General features: G+C 62.4%; 19 protein-coding genes. 16 read left to right on the top strand and 3 right to left on the bottom strand.

The features are described from left to right. Window positions 1-56: 56 nt before the first annotated feature. The 15 genes from C1J04_RS03065 to C1J04_RS02995 all read left to right on the top strand — a co-directional run bounded on the left by C1J04_RS03065 (window position 57) and on the right by C1J04_RS02995 (window position 14,030). A complete protein-coding gene (locus C1J04_RS03065; RefSeq protein WP_009825911.1) occupies window positions 57-614 on the top strand; it encodes a TRAP transporter small permease subunit in 558 nt (185 codons plus the stop codon). Further along, window positions 611-1,924 (top strand): TRAP transporter large permease, encoded by a 1,314-nt coding sequence (locus tag C1J04_RS03060; RefSeq protein ID WP_009825910.1) that lies wholly within the window; start codon window positions 611-613, stop codon window positions 1,922-1,924. The genes C1J04_RS03065 and C1J04_RS03060 overlap by 4 nt, the downstream gene beginning before the upstream one ends. A 153-nt stretch (window positions 1,925-2,077) precedes the next feature. Beyond that, entirely contained in the window at window positions 2,078-2,950 is an 873-nt protein-coding gene (locus C1J04_RS03055) for an urease accessory protein UreD (RefSeq protein WP_009825909.1), read from the top strand. Between the two features lies 1 nt (window position 2,951). Next, window positions 2,952-3,254, top strand: coding sequence for an urease subunit gamma (locus C1J04_RS03050; protein ID WP_009825908.1), 303 nt, complete (start codon window positions 2,952-2,954; stop codon window positions 3,252-3,254). Window positions 3,255-3,281: 27 nt separating this feature from the next. Beyond that, a complete protein-coding gene (locus C1J04_RS03045; RefSeq protein ID WP_005851166.1) occupies window positions 3,282-3,467 on the top strand; it encodes a hypothetical protein in 186 nt (61 codons plus the stop codon). After that, window positions 3,464-3,769 carry an urease subunit beta gene (locus tag C1J04_RS03040; protein WP_009825907.1) on the top strand — a complete coding sequence of 102 codons (306 nt, stop codon included), beginning with the start codon at window positions 3,464-3,466 and terminating at the stop codon, window positions 3,767-3,769. Before C1J04_RS03045 ends, C1J04_RS03040 begins: the two co-directional genes overlap by 4 nt. A gap of 24 nt (window positions 3,770-3,793) precedes the next feature. After that, a complete protein-coding gene (ureC, locus tag C1J04_RS03035) occupies window positions 3,794-5,503 on the top strand; it encodes an urease subunit alpha (RefSeq protein WP_009825906.1) in 1,710 nt (569 codons plus the stop codon). 9 nt (window positions 5,504-5,512) lie between these two features. Continuing rightward, on the top strand, window positions 5,513-5,965 hold the full coding sequence (locus C1J04_RS03030; RefSeq protein WP_009825905.1) for an urease accessory protein UreE: 453 nt from the start codon (window positions 5,513-5,515) through the stop codon (window positions 5,963-5,965). Window positions 5,966-5,977: 12 nt separating this feature from the next. After that, entirely contained in the window at window positions 5,978-6,613 is a 636-nt protein-coding gene (locus C1J04_RS03025; protein ID WP_009825904.1) for an urease accessory protein UreF, read from the top strand. After that, a complete protein-coding gene (gene ureG, locus C1J04_RS03020) occupies window positions 6,610-7,239 on the top strand; it encodes an urease accessory protein UreG (RefSeq protein WP_009825903.1) in 630 nt (209 codons plus the stop codon). Before C1J04_RS03025 ends, ureG begins: the two co-directional genes overlap by 4 nt. A 132-nt stretch (window positions 7,240-7,371) precedes the next feature. Then, entirely contained in the window at window positions 7,372-7,992 is a 621-nt protein-coding gene (locus C1J04_RS03015; RefSeq protein WP_005851155.1) for a CHAP domain-containing protein, read from the top strand. An 85-nt stretch (window positions 7,993-8,077) separates the two neighbouring features. Further along, complete coding sequence (locus C1J04_RS03010) at window positions 8,078-9,646, top strand: gamma-glutamyltransferase (RefSeq protein WP_009825901.1); 1,569 nt, start codon at window positions 8,078-8,080, stop codon at window positions 9,644-9,646. 164 nt (window positions 9,647-9,810) lie between these two features. Further along, complete coding sequence (locus C1J04_RS03005) at window positions 9,811-12,006, top strand: DEAD/DEAH box helicase (RefSeq protein WP_009825900.1); 2,196 nt, start codon at window positions 9,811-9,813, stop codon at window positions 12,004-12,006. 272 nt (window positions 12,007-12,278) lie between these two features. Then, window positions 12,279-13,676 (top strand): aminotransferase family protein, encoded by a 1,398-nt coding sequence (locus C1J04_RS03000; RefSeq protein WP_009825899.1) that lies wholly within the window; start codon window positions 12,279-12,281, stop codon window positions 13,674-13,676. A gap of 96 nt (window positions 13,677-13,772) precedes the next feature. Further along, on the top strand, window positions 13,773-14,030 hold the full coding sequence (locus C1J04_RS02995) for a glycine zipper 2TM domain-containing protein (protein ID WP_037944890.1): 258 nt from the start codon (window positions 13,773-13,775) through the stop codon (window positions 14,028-14,030). A gap of 149 nt (window positions 14,031-14,179) precedes the next feature. Here C1J04_RS02995 and dapA read toward each other — a convergent pair whose 3' ends face one another. Next, window positions 14,180-15,055 (bottom strand): 4-hydroxy-tetrahydrodipicolinate synthase, encoded by an 876-nt coding sequence (gene dapA, locus C1J04_RS02990; protein ID WP_009825897.1) that lies wholly within the window; start codon window positions 15,053-15,055, stop codon window positions 14,180-14,182. A 119-nt stretch (window positions 15,056-15,174) separates the two neighbouring features. Between dapA and C1J04_RS02985 the strand changes: the two genes are divergently transcribed. Beyond that, window positions 15,175-17,148 (top strand): transglycosylase SLT domain-containing protein, encoded by a 1,974-nt coding sequence (locus C1J04_RS02985; RefSeq protein WP_009825896.1) that lies wholly within the window; start codon window positions 15,175-15,177, stop codon window positions 17,146-17,148. Here C1J04_RS02985 and C1J04_RS02980 read toward each other — a convergent pair. Together C1J04_RS02980 and mnmD are read right to left on the bottom strand one after the other, a co-directional pair. Beyond that, window positions 17,104-18,012, bottom strand: a complete 909-nt coding sequence (locus tag C1J04_RS02980) for a DMT family transporter (RefSeq protein ID WP_114865242.1) — start codon at window positions 18,010-18,012, stop codon at window positions 17,104-17,106. The two genes, C1J04_RS02985 and C1J04_RS02980, sit on opposite strands and share 45 nt — an antisense overlap. Next, a complete protein-coding gene (mnmD, locus tag C1J04_RS02975; RefSeq protein ID WP_009825894.1) occupies window positions 18,009-18,680 on the bottom strand; it encodes a tRNA (5-methylaminomethyl-2-thiouridine)(34)-methyltransferase MnmD in 672 nt (223 codons plus the stop codon). Before mnmD ends, C1J04_RS02980 begins: the two co-directional genes overlap by 4 nt. Window positions 18,681-18,695 lie beyond the last annotated feature (15 nt).

Below are 18,695 nucleotides of genomic sequence, written 5' to 3'. Positions count from 1 at the left end.
CCTGACATGTCCCTGCATTTCGGGCGGCTTCTTTTATGTCTTGAGGGAGAAACGTTTTGTTTAAACTTGCGCGCTTCATCACGCAATTGAACCGCATGATCGGCTATTGGATCAGCTTTTGCGTGCTGATCATCTTTGCCCTGCTGCTGGCCGATGTGGTCATGCGCTATCTGATCGGGCAGCCCGCGATCTGGACTGCCGAGCTGGCGACGCTGATCTTTGGTGTCTATGCGATCATCGGGGGCGGCTATCTGCTGACCGAACGCGGTCACGTGAACGTCGATATCATCTACGGCCAGTTTTCCCCCAAACGCAAAGCCTTGGTGGACATCGTGACATGGCCGCTGTTCCTGATCTTTGTCGGCGTGCTGCTGTGGCAAGGCTATGACATCGCGTCCGAGGCCATCGCGGATATGGAGCGGTCGAACTCTGTCTGGAAGGCCCCGCTGTGGCCGACAAAATCGCTGATCCCCGTCGCCGCCTTGCTGCTGTTGTTGCAAGGCTTCGTACGCCTTTGGGCCGATGTGCGCACTCTGATGGGGCTGCCCAATGATCCCGCGATCTTTGGACAACCGGCCACCGGCGACACCCAAGCCGCAGGAGGCCAGTCATGAGCGTTGAAATCCTGACCATGCTGTTCTTTGGCGCGCTGCTGTTGTTCGTGATGCTCGGCACGCCGCTGGCCTTTGCCCTTGGTGGAATATCGGTCATCTTCCTCTATGCGGAAATGGGCGATCTGGGGTTCTATCTGCTCGCCTCCAAAATGTGGGAAACGATGCAATCCCCCACGCTGATGGCAATTCCGCTGTTTGTCTTCATGGCGATCCTGCTTGAAAAATCGGGGGTCGCGAATGACCTTTACGATATGATGCACGAATGGTGGGGCGGGCTGCGCGGCGGTCTGGCCATCGGCACGGTGTTGATCTGCGTGATCTTTGCCGCCATGTCGGGCATCTCGGGTGCGGCGGTTGTGACAATGGGGACCATCGCGCTGCCCAAAATGCTGGAACGCGGCTATGACAAGAAGCTCGCGCTTGGGGCGATCAACGCGGGCGGGGGCTGGGGCATCCTGATCCCGCCGTCGATCCTGATGGTACTGTATTCGCTGCTGACCGAAGTGTCGGTCGGGCGTCTGTTTGCGGCCGGTATCGGGCCAGGGCTGCTGCTGTTCTTCCTCGTCTCCGTCTATATCGGCGGGCGGTGCTGGATGCAGCCGGAACTGGGCCCCGCCCTCCCGAAAGAGGAACGCGCGAACTGGGGGCAGAAGCTGCGGTCTCTCAAGGCGGTGATCCTGCCGATCCTGATCGTGGTGATCGTGCTGGGGGCCATCTTTGGCGGCTACGCGACGCCGACCGAAGCCGCCGCCATCGGCGTCTTTGGCGCGATGGTCGCTACGGGCGTGAACCGGCAGCTGTCATGGGCCGTGATCCGCGACGCCTCGTTCGCGACGCTGAAACTGACCGCGCTGATCATGTGGATCCTTTTCGCGGCCCATGCCTTCAGCACGGCCTATACCGCGCTTGGGGCCCAAAGCCTGATCCAGGATATGATGAACCTTGTGCCCGGTGGGCGTTGGGGGTCGCTGGTGTTTATGCTGGCAGTGCTTTTCATCCTTGGGATGGTGCTGGATCCGGTGGGGATCATGCTGATCACCCTGCCTGTGTTCCTGCCCGTTGTGCAGAGCTATGGCTTTGATCCGATCTGGTTCGGCATCCTCTTCATCATCATGATGGAGGTCGGGTATATGACCCCGCCCTTCGGCTTTAACCTCTTTTACCTCAAAGGGGTGGCCCCGCCGGATGTCACAATGGGCGATATCTATGCTTCTGTGACGCCTTACGTGATCGTGACGCTGATCGGGGTCTTGCTGATCATTCTAATCCCCGAGATCGCGACCTATCTGCCCAAGTATTTCTACGGGTAGACCTGTAAACACCTGCCTTGACCCGCGGCACGGCTGCGGGTCAAAGCCCCTGACGGGATATGCTCAAATATTAGGCAGCCGTCGAGATACAGCCTGAAATTGCGCCAAAAATGCCCGTTTCGGATCGCACCCGACGGGAATCACGCTATCCAGATGGGAGTTATTTTCAGCTGGACGAGGCCCCCCATCAACATCGCCGCCCATACCGATCAGGCTCTTGCCGTGCCGATGCAACCCCGCGCCCGCGGGGCGCTGCGCATCAGCAGCAAGACCTATGGCGGCGCGTCCGTGATTGGCGATCTCTACCAGCAAGGCTGCTTCAAGGCTCTGTTTCCGCGCGCGGCGGCGGGCGGGCTGACGGGGGTTTTCCTCAATACCTCGGGCGGGATGACGGGCGGCGATGAACTGTCGATCACCGCCACGGCGGGTGCGGGCAGCCGGCTGACCCTGACCAGCCAAGCGGCCGAGCGCGTCTATCTCGCGCAACCCGGCCCCATGGCGCAGATGACCACGCGGCTGGATGCCGAAGCGGGGGCACGGGTCGATTGGCTGCCGCAGGAAACGATCCTGTTCAACGGCTCCGCCCTGCGCCGCAATCTGGAGGTGGACCTGACGGGCGATGCCTGTTTCTTCGGCGTAGAGCCGCTGGTCTTTGGCCGCGTCTCCATGGGCGAGACGCTGCGCGACGCGCGCTTTGCCGATAACATCACGATCCGCCGCGACGGGCACCCTATCTTTGCCGATGCCGTGCGTCTGTCCGGCGATATCCATGCACAGCTTGCAGGCACCGCCACGGCGGGCGGCAACTGCGCCATGGCCAGCCTGATCTACGCCGCCCCCGATGCCGAGGCGCTGCTTGCCCCCCTGCGCGCGCTGCTACCTGCCAGCGCCGGTGCCAGCCTGATCCGCGACGGCGTGCTTTATGCGCGGCTCCTCGCGCCCGACAGTTACATCCTGCGCCAGTCTCTGGTGCCGATCATCGCCCGCCTGCACGGCGCGGCCCCTCCTAAAACATGGATGCTTTGACATGCAGCTGACCCCCCGTGAAAAAGACAAACTGCTGATCGCCATGGCGGCCGAAGTCGCGCGCAAGCGTCTGGCCCGTGGCGTCAAGCTGAACCACCCCGAGGCGATTGCCCTGATCACCGACGCCGTCGTCGAAGGCGCGCGCGATGGCCGTAGCGTGGCCGAGATGATGCAGGCCGGTGCCCAGGTCATCACCCGCGACGACTGTATGGAGGGCATCGCCGAGATGATCCACGACGTGCAGGTCGAAGCCACCTTCCCCGACGGGACCAAGCTGGTCACCGTGCACAACCCTATCCGCTAGACCCCATTCGCAAGAAAGGCCCCTGCTATGAAACATCTGATGATCCTGCCCGCCGCCCTGATGGCCGGCCCTGCACTTGCCCACCCCGGTGTGCATATCGCCCCCCACGGGGCCGAATGGATGCCTGTCTTCATGGGGCTTGCCGTCATCGCAACCGCCGCGGCCATCGCCCTGCGCGGGCGGGTCAAGGCCCCCCGCAAGGCGCGCAAATGATCCCCGGAGAGGTGCTGTGCGCCGCGGGGGACATCACCCTGAACGCCGATCGCACGGCCATCACCCTGATGGTTGCCAATACCGGTGACCGGCCCGTGCAGGTCGGCAGTCACTACCACTTTGCCGAAACCAACCCCGCGCTCGACTTTGACCGCGCCGCCGCGCGTGGCCACCGGCTGGACATCGCCGCTGGCACCGCCGTGCGCTTTGAACCCGGTCAACGCCGCGAGGTGCAGCTGATCCCGCTCGCGGGAGACCGCAAGGTGTACGGGTTCAACGCTGAAGTGATGGGCGCGCTCTAAGGCGCTTCGAGGAAAGAGAGACCTATGACCACCACACTCCCCCGCTCTGAATATGCAGCGATGTATGGCCCCACCACGGGGGACCGGCTGCGACTGGCCGACACCGATCTGATCATCGAGGTGGAACGCGATCTGACCACCTATGGCGAAGAGGTGAAGTTCGGCGGCGGCAAGGTGATCCGCGACGGGATGGGCCAGTCGCAGGTCACGCGGGCAAACGGTGCGGTGGATACTGTCATCACCAACGCGCTGATCGTGGATCATTCGGGAATCTACAAGGCGGATGTGGCGCTGAAAGACGGGCGCATCGCGGCGATTGGCAAGGCGGGCAACCCCGACACCCAACCCAACGTCGACATCATCATCGGACCGGGGACCGAGGTGATCGCAGGCGAAGGCCGCATCCTCACCGCGGGCGGTTTCGACAGCCACATCCACTTTATCGCGCCCCAGCAGATGGAGGACGCGCTGCATTCCGGTGTGACCACATGCTTTGGCGGCGGCACCGGCCCTGCGCATGGCACGCTTGCCACCACCTGCACCCCCGGCCCGTGGCATATCGGGCGCATGTTGCAGGCGATGGACGGTGTGGTGATGAACATCGGTCTCTCGGGCAAGGGCAACGCCAGCCAACCCGGCGCGCTGGTCGAGATGGTGAACGGCGGGGCCTGTGCGCTGAAGCTGCACGAAGATTGGGGCACCACCCCTGCCGCTATCGACTGCTGCCTGTCGGTCGCCGACGATATGGACGTGCAGGTGATGATCCACACCGACACGCTGAACGAATCCGGCTTTGTCGAACATACGCTTGGCGCGATGAAAGGCCGGACCATCCACGCCTTCCACACCGAGGGCGCAGGCGGCGGCCACGCCCCCGACATCATCAAGATTTGCGGCGAAGAGCACGTGCTGCCGTCCTCGACCAACCCGACACGCCCCTTCACGGTGAACACGCTCGAAGAGCATCTGGACATGCTCATGGTCTGTCACCACCTTGATAAATCCATCCCCGAAGACGTCGCCTTTGCCGAAAGCCGGATCAGACGCGAGACGATTGCCGCCGAGGATATCCTGCATGACATCGGTGCATTCTCTATCATCGCCTCTGACAGTCAGGCCATGGGCCGTGTGGGCGAGGTGCTGATCCGCACATGGCAAACCGCTGACAAGATGCGCAAGCAGCGCGGGCGCTTGCCGGAAGAAACCGGCGACAACGATAACTTCCGCGTCAAACGCTATATCGCGAAATATACGATCAACCCCGCCATCGCCCATGGTGTCAGCCGCGAGGTCGGGTCGATCGAAGTGGGCAAGAAGGCCGATCTGGTGCTATGGAACCCCGCCTTTTTTGGTGTGAAGCCCGAAATGGTATTGATGTCCGGCATGATCGTCGTGGCGCAGATGGGCGATCCGAATGCGTCGATCCCAACGCCGCAGCCGGTCTATACCCGCCCGATGTTCGGGGCCTATGGCAGCGCGCTTCAACATTGCGCGGTGACCTTTATTTCGGAAGCCGCGCAATCGAACGGGCTGCGCGACAGCCTAGGTCTGCGCAAACAGACCATCGCCGTGCAAAACACCCGCAATATCGGCAAATCCGATCTGATCCACAACGCGGCCACCCCCAAGGTAGAGGTGAACCCCGAAACCTACGAAGTCCGCGCAGATGGCGAGCTGCTGACCTGCGCGCCCGCTGAGACCGTCCCCATGGCGCAACGCTATTTCATGTTCTGAGGCCCTTAGATGACCGACCTTTCCCCCGCCCATACGATCAAGCGCCACGGCCAGTGGGACCATGCGGATGACAGCTGCGTGCTGACCTATGACAACCGCTTCCTGCGCCGCAAACGCCTGCTGACCAGCCACAATCGCGGGTTCCTGGTGGACCTCGCCCATACGGAATCGCTGAACCACGGCGATGCGTTCGAGCTTGAAGGCGGGCAGATCATCGAGGTCATCGCGGCCAAGGAAGCCTTGCTGGAAATCACCGGCGACGATCTGGTGCGGCTGGCATGGCATATCGGCAACCGGCACTGCCCCTGCCAGCTTGAACCCGCCCGCCTGCTGATCCAGAACGACCACGTGATCCGCGACATGCTGACCAAGCTCGGCGCGACGTTGCGGGATGTGTCCGAACCGTTCATTCCCGAAGGCGGGGCCTATGGCCACGGGCGCACCCACAGCCACGCACATTAGGCCCGCCGGACGATGCAAACCCAAGCTCTGATCACGCTCGCGCAATGGCTGTCGCCCAGCTTTCCCATCGGCGCGTTCAGCTATAGCCACGGGCTGGAAATGGCCGTGCAGGACGGCACCATTCACGATGCGGCCAGCCTTCAGGCGTGGCTGTCGGACATCGTCACCCACGGTGCGGGCCGGACCGATGCGATCCTGCTGAACGCTGGCTTTGCGGGCAAGGGGATGGACGAGGTGGATGCGCTGGCGCGCGCGCTGGCCCCCTCGTCAGAGCGGCTGACCGAGATGACCCAACAGGGCGCGGCCTTTGTGCGGGTGGTCAATGACGTCTGGGGGCATGACCTCCCCGACCTGACGCTGCCCGTCGCCTTTGGCGCGGCCTGCGCGGCGCAGGGGCTGCCCGTGGAACAAGGCGCGCAGCTGTTCCTGCACGCCTTCGTCAGCGCACTGGTGTCTGCCGCGATCCGCGCGGTGCCCTTGGGGCAAACGGACGGGCAGCGGGTGATCACCGCCCTTGCCCCGCTGTGCCACCACACGGTGACGCTTGCCCTGACCCAAACCATCGACGACATCGGCAGCGCCTGCTTTCTGGCCGATATCGCGTCGATGCGACATGAAACGCTTTACTCAAGGATGTTCCAGACATGACCTCCCCCCATGGACCGCTTCGTATTGGCATTGGTGGCCCCGTTGGCGCGGGCAAGACGACAACGACCGCCGCCCTGTGCCGTGCCATGCGCGACCGCTGGTCGATCGGCGTGATCACCAATGATATCTACACCCAAGAGGACGCCGAAGCGCTCATGCGGCTTCAGGTCTTGCCGCAGGACCGGATCATCGGGGTCGAAACCGGCGGCTGCCCCCATACCGCCATCCGCGAGGATGCCTCGATCAATCTTGCCGCCGTCGCACGGATGCGCGACCGCCACCCCGATCTGGACTGCGTGCTGATCGAATCCGGTGGCGATAACCTGTCGGCGACCTTCAGCCCCGAACTGGCGGATGTGACGCTTTATGTCATCGACGTTGCAGCGGGCGAAGAGATCCCGCGCAAGGGCGGGCCAGCGATCACCAAGTCGGATATCCTGATCATCAATAAGACCGACCTCGCCCCGCATGTGGGCGCGTCGCTAGAGGTGATGGACCGTGACGCCAAACGGATGCGCGGCGTTCTGCCCTATCTCTTTGCCGAGATGAAACACGATAAGGGTGTGGCAGAGCTGCTGGACCTGATTGTCGAAATCGGCGGCCTCCGCCCGGTTCCCGAAAATTAACAATTTGCAATAATAGCGGCGGAATTTTGCCCACGAAAATCCTGACGCTTTGTTTTTGGCCGAGAATCGCGGAATGTCTGCCGGACTTTACTGGGACAGTAAGGTGAGTGAAACGGGCAGCAGGACAGATAAATGAGCGTGAAACGCCAGTGGTCATCGAAAGTCGGAATTCCTTTTTTGTGTGTGGCCCTGCTGATGACAGCAGCCTGCGCCCGCGGCCCGTCTGAAATTCAGACCATTGGTCAGGCGGGTATCAACCCCGACCTGCACGCCATGGCAATCCGCGAGGTGCGCGTTTTGCAATCCAAAGGTCAGCGCGTCTGGTGCGTGCCTTTCGCACGCAATGCCAGCGGCGTTCAAATCCGCGGCAATGCCAATACGTGGTGGGCGCAAGCCAACGGCCTGTACGAGCGCGGCAAAGAACCCGTCGTCGGGTCGGTCATGGCGTTCAAAGGCACCAGCCGGAACCCCATGGGCCATGTTGCCGTCGTCTCCGAAGTCGTTTCCCCGCGCGAGATCAAGGTCGATCACGCCAATTGGAAGCGCAACAAGATCTCGCTTGGGATGAGCGTGCAAGACGTATCTCCGCTGAACGACTGGTCCGATGTGCGCCTTGAAAGCCAGGCCGGGTCTTACGGCAGCGTCTATCCGATCAACGGCTTCATCTATCCCGATGCGAAATCCGCGCCGTCGAACGAGATGACACAGCCCCCCGTGTTCGCATTTTCAGCGGCACCGACACAAAGCAACTGACCAATGGGGCCGCGGTGCCCCTCAAGGTTGCAAATCTGCTGACACTGGCGTTGGGTAGGCACATCTAAACATCAGGATGCCCCCAATGACCCAGCAGCAGAATGCCTCTTGGCAAATCACCAAACCCGCGACCCGCAGCCGCAAGGGGATCGTCGCCTCGCAAAGCCGTGTCGCGGCGCAGGTCGGGGCGGATGTCATGGCGCAGGGCGGCAATGCGGTGGATGCGGCGATTGCCACCTCCTTTGCGCTTGGCGCGGCTGAACCCTGGATGAGCGGTATGGGCGGCGGCGGCTTTATGGTCGTGCGCATGGCGGGCGACAAGACGGCCAAGGTCATCGAATTCGGGATGAAATCCCCCAAGGGGCTGGATATCGCGGACTACCCCATCGTCGGCGGCAAGGCGGGCGATCTGTTCCCCTGGCCTTCGGTGCTGGATGACCGCAATGTGTTTGGGGCCAAGGCGATTGCCATTCCCGGTCAGGTCGCGGGCATGGGTCTGGCGCATGAAAGCTTTGCCACGAAACCTTGGGCCGATCTGCTGGCCCCTGCGATCAAGCTTGCCGATGATGGTCTGCCTGTGGACTGGTACACGCAGCTGATCCTTGGTGGCTCGGCCAAAGACCTCGCCCCCTTCCCCGCCTCGGCCGAGACGTTTCTGGACGCAGACGGCTTTCCCAAATCCTCTGGCTGGACCGCCTTGGGCGAGACAAAATGCGACCTTGGCCGTCTTGCCGCGTCGCTGCGCACCGTGGCCAAGGACGGACCGCGCGCGTTTTACGAAGGGGCATTGGCGCAATCCATCGTCGCCGATCTGCAAGCCGCGGGCGGCCACCATACGGCCGAGGATCTGGCGCAGTATCAGGCGACATTGGTCGACGCGATGCACTATGCCTACCGCGGGCACGAGGTCATCGCCACACCGACCCTGACCGCTGGCCCGACCATGCGCCGCGCCCTTGATCTCATGACCGCTTGGCAGCCTGGCACAGACGCCCCCGACGCCGAGGCGTTCATCGCTTATGACCGTGCCATCCGGCAGGCCAACCAAGAACGCTATGACACGATGGGCGATATCGAACATGAACCCGATCCGTCCTGCACCACACATTTCAGCGTCGTTGATGCGGCGGGCAATATGGTCGCTGTCACCCAAACGCTGCTGTCGATCTTTGGCTCGCGGATGATGCTGCCGCAATCGGGCATCCTGATGAACAATGGCATCATGTGGTTTGACCCTGAACAGGGCAAGCCGAACTCGCTTGGGCCGGATAAACGTTGCCTTGCGAATATGTGCCCCACCCTGCTGGAGCGTGCCGACGGTGCGCAATTCGCGCTTGGGGCGTCTGGCGGGCGCAAGATCATGCCCGCTGTGGTCGAACTGACCTCACTGCTGCTGGACTACGGGATGGATCTGGAAACCGCCTTTCATGCGCCGCGCACGGATATGAGCCTTGCCGATGTGACCATCGTGGATCAGGCGCTGCCGCCGCAGGTGATCGCGACGCTGCAGGACACGCTGGACAATGTGGTGACCGCGCCGCGCACGATCTTCCCCTATCACTTCGCTTGCCCCTCTGCTGTCGGGCGCGCAGGCGACGAAAATACCGGCGTGACAGAGGTGATGTCCGCTTGGGGGGATGCCGTCAGCGCCTGAAAGAGCCACGGGCAAGCATAGCTGCCTTGCCCTGCGCATCTGACAAAGAGATGTACATTTGCGTCACAACCGACTAGGGACGGGCGCAACACGTGGCTGGCGTATCCGCTTTTGCCGCGACGCGCGTATTTGTAGCGCGACATTTTCTCAGACAGGACAATCCCTTGATCCAAACCATCGCAGACGCGCTTGCCACCCAAGGCTATGATTCGCTTACCCCCGTCCAAGAGGCGGTTACCAACCCAGATCTGGTCGAAGCCGACCTTCTGGTGTCAGCCCAAACGGGGTCCGGCAAGACAGTGGCCTTTGGTCTGGCCATCGCACCGACCCTTTTGGGCGACGATGAAAAATTCGGACACGCCGGTGCGCCCCTGGCGCTGATCATCGCACCGACCCGCGAATTGGCCATGCAGGTCAGCCGCGAGCTGACGTGGCTGTATGGCAAGGCCGGTGCGGTCGTGACCACCTGCGTTGGCGGGATGGACACACGCACCGAACGCCGTGCGCTGGACCGTGGTGCCCATATCGTCGTCGCGACACCGGGCCGCCTGTGCGACCACATCAAACGCAACAACATCAACCTGTCCGACATTCGTGCCGTGGTGCTGGATGAAGCGGACGAGATGCTTGATCTGGGTTTCCGCGAAGAGCTGGAATTCATCCTCTCCGAAGCGCCGGAAGAGCGCCGCACACTGTTGTTCTCGGCCACCGTGCCTGCGGCGATCGCCAAGCTGGCCAAATCCTACCAGCGTGATGCGCAGCGCGTCGAAACCGTGGGCGAAAAGAAACAACACGCCGACATCGAATACCGTGCGCTGAACGTGCACCCGCGCGACACTGAAAACGCGATCATCAACGTGCTGCGCTTTTACGAGGCGAAAAACGCCATCGTTTTCTGCAACACCCGCGCCGCCGTCGCACGCCTGACCACCCGCTTTACCAACCGCGGCTTTTCAGTCGTGGCACTGTCGGGCGAGCTGACGCAATCCGAACGCACCAACGCGCTGCAAGCGCTGCGCGACGGGCGCGCGCGCGTCTGTATTGCAACAGATGTTGCCGCACGCGGGATCGACCTGCCCAACCTCGAACTGGTGGTGCATGCCGATCTGCCGTCGAACTCTGACACGTTGCTGCACCGCTCGGGCCGTACCGGTCGTGCCGGTCGCAAGGGTGTGTCCGCGCTGATCGTTCCCGCCAAGATGCGGAGCAAGGCAAACCGTCTGCTGGGCGGCGCGAAGCTGAAGGTCGAATGGGCCAACCCGCCCTCTGCTGAAGAAGTGAACGCCGAAGACGAAAAGCGCTTGCTGGCCGATTCCGCATGGTCTGACCCGATCCCCGATGATGCAGCGGGCTTTGTTGCCAATCTGGTCGAACAGTTCAGCGCCGAGCAACTGGCGACGGCCTTTGTGAACCTGTACCGTGCACGCCAGTCCGCGCCCGAGCAGCTGGCAGAGCCCGGCACCCCTGCCGACGAACGCCCCCGTGGCGACTTTGGCCCGTCGGTCTGGTTCTCGATCTCGATCGGGCGCAATGATGACGCCGAACCCCGCACCATCCTGCCGATGATCTGTCGCATGGGCGATCTGACCAAGGATGACGTGGGCGCGATCCGCGTGCAGCCCAGCCATACCTTTGTCGAGATCCTCGCGACCTCGGCAGATAAATTCATCAACGCGCTTGGCCCCGACATGAAGGTCGAAGACGGCGCGGTTGTGACCAAGCTGGACAAAGCCCCCGATCTGTCGCGCGGGCCCAAGCCCGGCGGCCGTGGCCCCAAACCGAACCGTGGCGGCCCCCGTTCTGACAACGGCCCGCGCCCCGATCGTGGCCCACGCCCCGACCGCGCACCCTATGACCCCGACGCACCACGTGCACCGCGCAAACCACGTGCGGCCAGCACCGAAGAACCATCGGTTACCTACGACAAACCTCGCGGCCCGCGCCCCGACAAAGGGTTCGACAAACCGCGCGGCGACAAGCCGAAGTTTGACAAGCCCAAAGCCCCCAAAGGCGAACGCCCGCCCAAGTCGCACAAGACCGAACGGTCTCCGATGAAGCCCGGTGCCACGCCTAAACCCAAGTCTGCGGGCAAGCCCGACAGCTTTGACAAACCCGGCGGCAAGCCCAAAGCCAAAGCCGTCTGGAAAAAGGAAAAGCCAGCGGATCGTGGGGCGGACCGCCCCCGTGGCGACGGCAAACCAGCGGATAAACCGTTCAAGGCCCGCGCCGCTGACCCGTCGAAACGCTTTGTCCCACCGGGCAAACTGGGCGCGAAACCCAAGGGTGGCAAACCCTCGGGCAAAGCCGGTGGCGGCGATGCCGCCCCCAAACGCGGCAAGTCGAGCTTTCGCCCGAAATAAGCCGCAAGACCTACCCCCGGTCTGAAAACGGGGAAATACAGATCAATCAATCGCTTAGGGGCCGGAATTTTAATCAATTCCGGCCCTTTTTGCGTCTATCTTCCCCGTCCCGCCCCCCTATGTGGCAGGTTTTTCCTTTTCAGAGGGGGAAGTTGCTCCTAACAATCACTGCACATGGGCCGAAACAGACGCGAGACGCGTTTGCGATGGGGCCTTGAAAACAGGGTGCTTTGCCACCCGCCCCCAATCCCAACCTCGGAAAGGTCACGCACATGGATGGTACATTTAGCGAAAACGATATCTCCCGTGTGGTCGAGGCAGATCGCGCGCACATCTGGCACCACCTCAGCCAGCACAAAGCCTATGAAACCACGGACCCACGGATCATTGTCGAAGGCAAAGGCATGCGTGTCTGGGACCAGAAGGGCAAAGAGCATCTGGACGCGGTGTCCGGTGGTGTCTGGACCGTCAACGTCGGCTATGGCCGTGAAAGCATTGCCAACGCCGTGCGCGACCAGCTGATCAAGCTGAACTATTTTGCGGGGTCTGCCGGGTCTATTCCGGGGTCGCATTTTGCGGAAAAGCTGATCGACAAGATGCCGGGCATGAGCCGCCTGTACTATTGCAACTCCGGCTCCGAGGCGAACGAGAAAGCCTTCAAGATGATCCGCCAGATCGCCCACAAACGCTATGGCGGCAAGAAGCACAAAATCCTGTATCGCGACCGCGACTACCACGGCACGACCATCGCTTGTCTGTCTGCGGGCGGTCAGGAAGAACGCAATGCGCAATACGGCCCCTTCACCGACGGGTTCGTCCGCGTGCCCCACTGTCTGGAGTATCGCAAGTTCGAGCAAGACGGCGCGCCAGAGGATAACTACGGCGTTTGGGCTGCGGATCAGATCGAGAAGATCATCCTCGCCGAAGGGCCCGACACCGTGGGCGGGCTGTGTCTTGAACCCGTCACGGCGGGCGGTGGAGTTATCACGCCTCCGGACGGCTACTGGGAACGGGTGCAAGAGATTTGCCGCAAGTATGACGTACTGCTGCACATCGACGAGGTCGTCTGCGGTATCGGGCGCACCGGCGAATGGTTCGGCTACCAGCATTTCGGCGTCCAGCCCGATATGGTTACGATGGCCAAGGGTGTGGCTTCGGGCTATGCGGCGATTGCCTGTCTGGTGACGACGGAAGAGGTCTTTAACCTGTTCAAGGATGACGCCAGCGACCCGCTGAACTACTTCCGCGATATCTCTACCTTCGGGGGCTGCACCGCGGGCCCCACCGCCGCGATTGAAAACATGGCGATTATCGAGCGCGAAAACCTGCTGCAAAACACCCGCGACATGGGGCAGTACATGCTCGAAGAGCTTGAAGAGCTGTCGGACAAATATGACGTGATCGGTCAGGTGCGTGGCAAGGGTCTGTTCCTTGGCGCAGAGCTGGTCCAGGACCGCAGCACCCGCGTTCCCGTTGTCGAAGCGCAGATTCAGGCGGTCGTCGCAGACTGCATGGCGCAGGGCGTGATCATCGGGGCGACCAACCGGTCGGTGCCGGGTAAGAACAACACGCTCTGCTTCAGCCCTGCATTGATCGCGAAGAAGGACGATATTGATCAGATCATCGCGGCTGTGGATGGGGCAATGGGTCGGGTGTTCGGCAGCAAATAAGCTGCCGCTCCGGCACTTTATTGCCGATCAAAGAAATCTTGCTGGAACCAAACCCGTCACATAGCGTTAAGTACTGAAGCTAGTATGGAGTATATCATGAAAAAGCTACTTTTGGTCCTGCCTATGGTTGGCGCACTCGCCGCTTGCGAAACGCAGACTCAATCTTCTGTAACCGGCGCTGCTGCTGGTGCGGCTCTGGGTGCTGTCGTCTCGGGCGACGATGACAAAACCAAAGGCGCCGTTCTGGGTGGCTTGGCTGGCGCTGCTGCAGGTGCATACTTGGGCCGCGGCAAAAACGGCCAGTGTGTCTACCAGAACTCCGCAGGTCAGCGTTACACGGCTGCTTGCCCATAAGCGTTTTCTGCTCCCGAAGGCAGATATTCACATTAGGCCTCGGCGTTTCGCCGGGGCCTTTTTTTATGCGCTGACCGATTGGCTGGGTCTTGCCCATAAAAAAGGGCGGCTAGATGCCGCCCCGTCTTAACCGTGATTTTACCGCGTGATCAGTCAAGCAGACCCGCGTGCTTCAACCCGTGATCCACCAGCGCTTTGGTGGCATCGGTCAGCGGCACCAGTGGCAGGCGCACCTCGTCCGAACACAATCCCAGACGCGCCATCGCGTATTTCACACCCACCAGGCCCGGCTCGGTGAAGATCGCATTGTGCAACGGCATCAGCTTGTCCTGGATTTCCAGCGCCGACGCATAGTCCCCCGCAAGGCAGAACGCCTGCATCTGGCTTAGCAGTTTGGGCGCGACATTCGCGGTGACAGAGATACAGCCAACGCCGCCTTGGGCGTTGAACCCGTGCGCTGTGGCGTCCTCGCCCGAGAGCTGGACAAAATCCGGCCCGCACAGCATCCGCTGGTCACAGACCCGCGCCAGATCGCCGGTGGCATCCTTGACACCGATGATGCGCGGCAGCTTGGCCAGCTCCGCCATGGTTTCGGGCAGCATATCAACGACCGAACGGCCGGGGATATTGTAGATGATGATCGGCAGACCGCAGGCCTCGTGGATCGCGGTGAAATGCGCGATCAGACCGGCTTGGGTCGGCTTGTTATAATAGGGCGTGACCACCAGAACCGCATCGGCACCGACGCTTTCGGCGTGTTTGGCCAGACGGATGCTTTCGGTCGTGTTGTTCGAACCGGCACCTGCAACGACGGGGATACGACCCGCGGCGGCTTTGACGACTTCGGCGACAACGGTTTCATGCTCGGCATGGGTCAGGGTGGGCGATTCACCGGTGGTCCCGACAGGCACCAGCCCGTTCGATCCTTCCGCGATGTGCCATTCCACCAGCTTCTTGAGCGTGGCCAAATCCAGCGCGCCGTCCGTGAACGGCGTGACGAGTGCAGGTAGTGAACCTTGTAGCATATGCACGCTCCTATTCTTGCGTTGCTGGGCAAGCGCCCAATTGCTGATAGCGGCAAGTTGAGTTGAAACCCCCGCGCCGCGCCGTATGTTGCAAGGCTGTAGCCTTTGACCAGTAGGAAATGCAAGTGATGAGACGCGCCTTGGCGACGCTGACGATGGTTTTTGCCCTCGCCCTTCCGGCCCACGCCGAAAGGCCGCGTCCGCTGGGATGGGCGATGGACGCCATGCGCGCGGGCAGCTGGGATAATGCCGCCCTGATCGCGCGCCGTGACGGGGCCGTTGCGGTAGATGTGATCGAATGGCACCGCCTGCGCGCTGGTCGGGGCACCTATGCCGAGGTGACAGATTTCCTGCGCCGCCGCCCTGATTGGCCGGGCGAGGCCTATCTGCGCAGACAGTCCGAAGAGGCCGTGATCCGCGAGGGTGACAAGGCGATACTGGATTTCTTTACCGGTCAGCGCCCGCAGACGCCCGAGGGTGTGCTGGCCCATGCCGCAGCGCTGCTGCGTGCGGATCGTCTGGGCGAGGCGCAGGCGCGGCTGGTGCTGGCGTGGCGTACCCTGCCCATGAGCGGGAACGATCAGGCAAAGTTCATTGACGCGCATGGACCTTTGCTGAAACCGCACCACGCCGCCCGCCTGGACGAGATGCTATGGCAACGGGAACACGCCGAAGCCCGCCAGATGTTCGATCTGGTCAGTGATGCCGACAAGGCGCTGGCCGAAACCCGCATCGCCTTGCAAAATCTGGACGGCGACGTAAACGCCCTGATCGACGCGCTGCCCGCCAGCAAGGCCGGTGATCCGGGGCTACAGGCCGACCGCTTCGAATGGCGTATCCGCAAAGGCTACGGCGACAGCGCCAAGGATCTGATGCTGTCGCAATCGGTCAGCGCTGCGGCCCTTGGTCAGCCCGCCGCATGGGCCAACCGCCGCCGCGCGCTGGCGCGGGATGAAATGCGCAATGGCGATCCGGCGCGGGCCTATCAGATGGCGTCGAAACACTTCCTGTCCGAAGGGTCACATTTCGCGGACCTTGAATGGCTGTCGGGCTATATCGCGCTGCGGTTTCTCAAAGACCCCAAGCTGGCGCTTGGTCACTTTCAGGCCCATGACGGCGCGGTCGAATCCCCCATCAGCCAAGGGCGTGCGGGCTATTGGCAGGGCCGCGCGTATCAGGCCATGGGCGATGCCGAGGGCGCGGCCAAAGCCTATGCCCAAGGCGCGAAGTTCCAATCCTCTTTCTACGGTCTGCTTGCGGCAGAGCGGGGCAATCTGCCGTTCGACACAAGCCTTGCAGGCGCGCCCCCTGAACAGGACTGGCGCACATCGGCGCTGGCACAGGCACCGCTGTTTCAGGCGGGACTGTTGCTGCAAGCCTCGGGCGAGCTGTCGACCGCGGAACGGTTCTGGACCCATCTGGCAGAGCAGTTGATCACCGAAGACGCTGCCCTTCTGGGACAGGCCGCGATTGACGTGGGCCAGCCGCATCTGGCCGTGATGATCGGCAAACGTGTGGCGCAACGGGGCATCACCATCGCCGGCCCCTATTACGCACTGCATGATGCGATCAAGCTGGACCTGAACATGGCCCCCGAGATGGTGCTGGCCATCGCCCGCCGCGAAAGCGAATTCGATCCCGTGGTGCAAAGCCATGTGGGCGCACGCGGTCTGATGCAGCTGATGCCCGCCACGGCCAAGGATGTCGCGCGCGATCTGGAGATCAGCGCGCTGCACACCACCGACCGGCTGACCGCCGACCCCGAATACAACGCTTTGCTGGGGTCCGAATACCTGTCGCAGATGGCGGGCCGGTTTAACGGGAATGTGGTCATGGTATCAGCCGCGTATAACGCGGGCCCCTCGCGTCCGACGCGCTGGATGGACACCTATGGCGACCCGCGCGAGGGCGACATTGATATCGTCGACTGGATAGAGATGATCCCTTTTCGCGAGACGCAGAACTATGTGATGCGGGTGACCGAAAGCCTGCCCGTTTACCGCGCGCGCATGGGCAAAGACCCCCTGCCCCAACCCTTTACCGAGGAACTAACGGGCACGACCCTTCTGCCGTTCGCGCCAAAAGGTGAATAGCCCGGCCGCGACGATCAACGCCGCCCCGATGGCGACATTGGGGCGCACGGTTTCGCCAAAGGCGCTGATGCCGATGATCGCGGCAAAGACCAGTTGCAAATAGGCAAAGGGCTGCACCGCGCTCGCCTCGGCCACTTCGTAGCAGCGGATCAACAGCCAGTGGCCCGTGACACCGGAGATGCACAGGCACCCCATGATCAGCCAGTCGCTGGCGATCATCGGCTCCCAATACCACAGCCCCGTGGCTGTCATCGCCACTGACCCCGTGACGCCGGTCCAGAAAAAGCTGGTGGCGGTCTTGTCCTTGCGCCCGACATAGCGGGTCAGCAGCCCGTAGACCGCGAACATCGCGGCCGCCACCAGCGGGATTACGGCGGCGGGGTCAAAGACGCTCATCCCCGGCTGCAGAATGATCAACACCCCGATAAAGCCGACCCCGATCGCCGCCCATCTGCGCCAGCCGACACTCTCCCCCAGGACGGGGCCGGACAGGGCGGCAACCAGCAGCGGATAACAGGTAAAGACCGCGTGGCTTTCCACAAGGCCAAGGATCGTAAAGGCGACGATCATCACGCAGATCTCGGCCGCCAGCAGCAGCCCGCGGAATATCTGGAGCACCGGCTGGCTGGTCCGCGCCGCCGCCCGCAACCCGCCCGCATGGCGCTTGGCCAGCGCGATCACAAAGGCCGCGAAGAACCAGTAGCGGATCATCACCACCATCATCACGTTGTATTCTGACGCCAGATGCCGCGACAGCCCGTCCTGCACCGCAAACACAAGGGTCGTGATCACCATCAAGGTGATACCAAGCGGGATATTGTTCGACTGCGCCGCAGCCGCCGCGCGGTTGGTGGCCATGCTCATACGCGCACAGCCCGCGTCATGTGCCGCTTGCGTCCATAACCGGTCGTGCGCTCGACCGCGAAGCCCGCGCTTTCCAGCGCGCGACGGACCGCGCCAGCGGCGGTATAGGTCGCGGCCGTGCCAAACGGTGCCGTGTGCCGTGCTACATCGTGCAGCAGCTCCGGCTCCCACAACTCGGGGTTTTTAGCGGGGGAAAACCCGTCAAGAAACCACGCATCCGCCAGCCCGTCCCACGCGGGCACCGCACGCCGCGCATCGCCGATCACCACGGTCAGCACCACATCGCCAAAGCGCATCTCTCCACCCTCGGGCGACCAGGCGTCCAGCAGGGCGTCGCGCTTGCCGTCGAAGTCAGGAAAGGACCGATGCGCTTGGGCCATATCCTCGGACGACATCGGAAAGGCTTCGAACGAGGTGAAATGCAGCGTGCCCTTCGCGCCCTGCCGCGCCCACGCGTCCCACGCCACGAGAAAATTCAGCCCCGTGCCGAACCCCAACTCTCCGATGCGGAACCCGTCACGGAAGCGGTTGGTCAGGTCATTCCCGTCGATAAAGACATGCTGCGTTTCCTCTACCCCGTTGTCGAGGCTGAAGTACGGGTCGTCGAACTTGGAGGACACAGGCACACCGCTGTCTTTCCATTCGATATCAGCTGTCTGGTTCTCCATGGGATGGCCTTGTGC

The sequence above is a fragment of the Sulfitobacter sp. SK025 genome, assembly GCF_003352105.1.
Taxonomy (GTDB): Bacteria; Pseudomonadota; Alphaproteobacteria; order Rhodobacterales; family Rhodobacteraceae; genus Sulfitobacter; species Sulfitobacter pontiacus.
The sequence above is the reverse complement of the archived record's forward strand: the minus strand, read 5'-3'. Positions and strand labels throughout refer to the sequence as shown.

Bases quoted from the DNA above. Each gene is read 5' to 3' on its own strand.
- C1J04_RS03060 (WP_009825910.1), top strand. From the start codon at position 611: ATGAGCGTTGAAATCCTGACCATGCTGTTCTTTGGCGCGCTGCTGTTG.
- C1J04_RS03055 (WP_009825909.1), top strand. From the start codon at position 2,078: ATGGGAGTTATTTTCAGCTGGACGAGGCCCCCCATCAACATCGCCGCC.
- C1J04_RS03050 (WP_009825908.1), top strand. From the start codon at position 2,952: ATGCAGCTGACCCCCCGTGAAAAAGACAAACTGCTGATCGCCATGGCG.
- C1J04_RS03045 (WP_005851166.1), top strand. From the start codon at position 3,282: ATGAAACATCTGATGATCCTGCCCGCCGCCCTGATGGCCGGCCCTGCA.
- C1J04_RS03040 (WP_009825907.1), top strand. From the start codon at position 3,464: ATGATCCCCGGAGAGGTGCTGTGCGCCGCGGGGGACATCACCCTGAAC.
- ureC (WP_009825906.1), top strand. From the start codon at position 3,794: ATGACCACCACACTCCCCCGCTCTGAATATGCAGCGATGTATGGCCCC.
- C1J04_RS03030 (WP_009825905.1), top strand. From the start codon at position 5,513: ATGACCGACCTTTCCCCCGCCCATACGATCAAGCGCCACGGCCAGTGG.
- C1J04_RS03025 (WP_009825904.1), top strand. From the start codon at position 5,978: ATGCAAACCCAAGCTCTGATCACGCTCGCGCAATGGCTGTCGCCCAGC.
- ureG (WP_009825903.1), top strand. From the start codon at position 6,610: ATGACCTCCCCCCATGGACCGCTTCGTATTGGCATTGGTGGCCCCGTT.
- C1J04_RS03015 (WP_005851155.1), top strand. From the start codon at position 7,372: ATGAGCGTGAAACGCCAGTGGTCATCGAAAGTCGGAATTCCTTTTTTG.
- C1J04_RS03010 (WP_009825901.1), top strand. From the start codon at position 8,078: ATGACCCAGCAGCAGAATGCCTCTTGGCAAATCACCAAACCCGCGACC.
- C1J04_RS03000 (WP_009825899.1), top strand. From the start codon at position 12,279: ATGGATGGTACATTTAGCGAAAACGATATCTCCCGTGTGGTCGAGGCA.
- C1J04_RS02995 (WP_037944890.1), top strand. From the start codon at position 13,773: ATGAAAAAGCTACTTTTGGTCCTGCCTATGGTTGGCGCACTCGCCGCT.
- dapA (WP_009825897.1), bottom strand. From the start codon at position 15,055: ATGCTACAAGGTTCACTACCTGCACTCGTCACGCCGTTCACGGACGGC.
- C1J04_RS02985 (WP_009825896.1), top strand. From the start codon at position 15,175: ATGCAAGTGATGAGACGCGCCTTGGCGACGCTGACGATGGTTTTTGCC.
- C1J04_RS02980 (WP_114865242.1), bottom strand. From the start codon at position 18,012: ATGAGCATGGCCACCAACCGCGCGGCGGCTGCGGCGCAGTCGAACAAT.
- mnmD (WP_009825894.1), bottom strand. From the start codon at position 18,680: ATGGAGAACCAGACAGCTGATATCGAATGGAAAGACAGCGGTGTGCCT.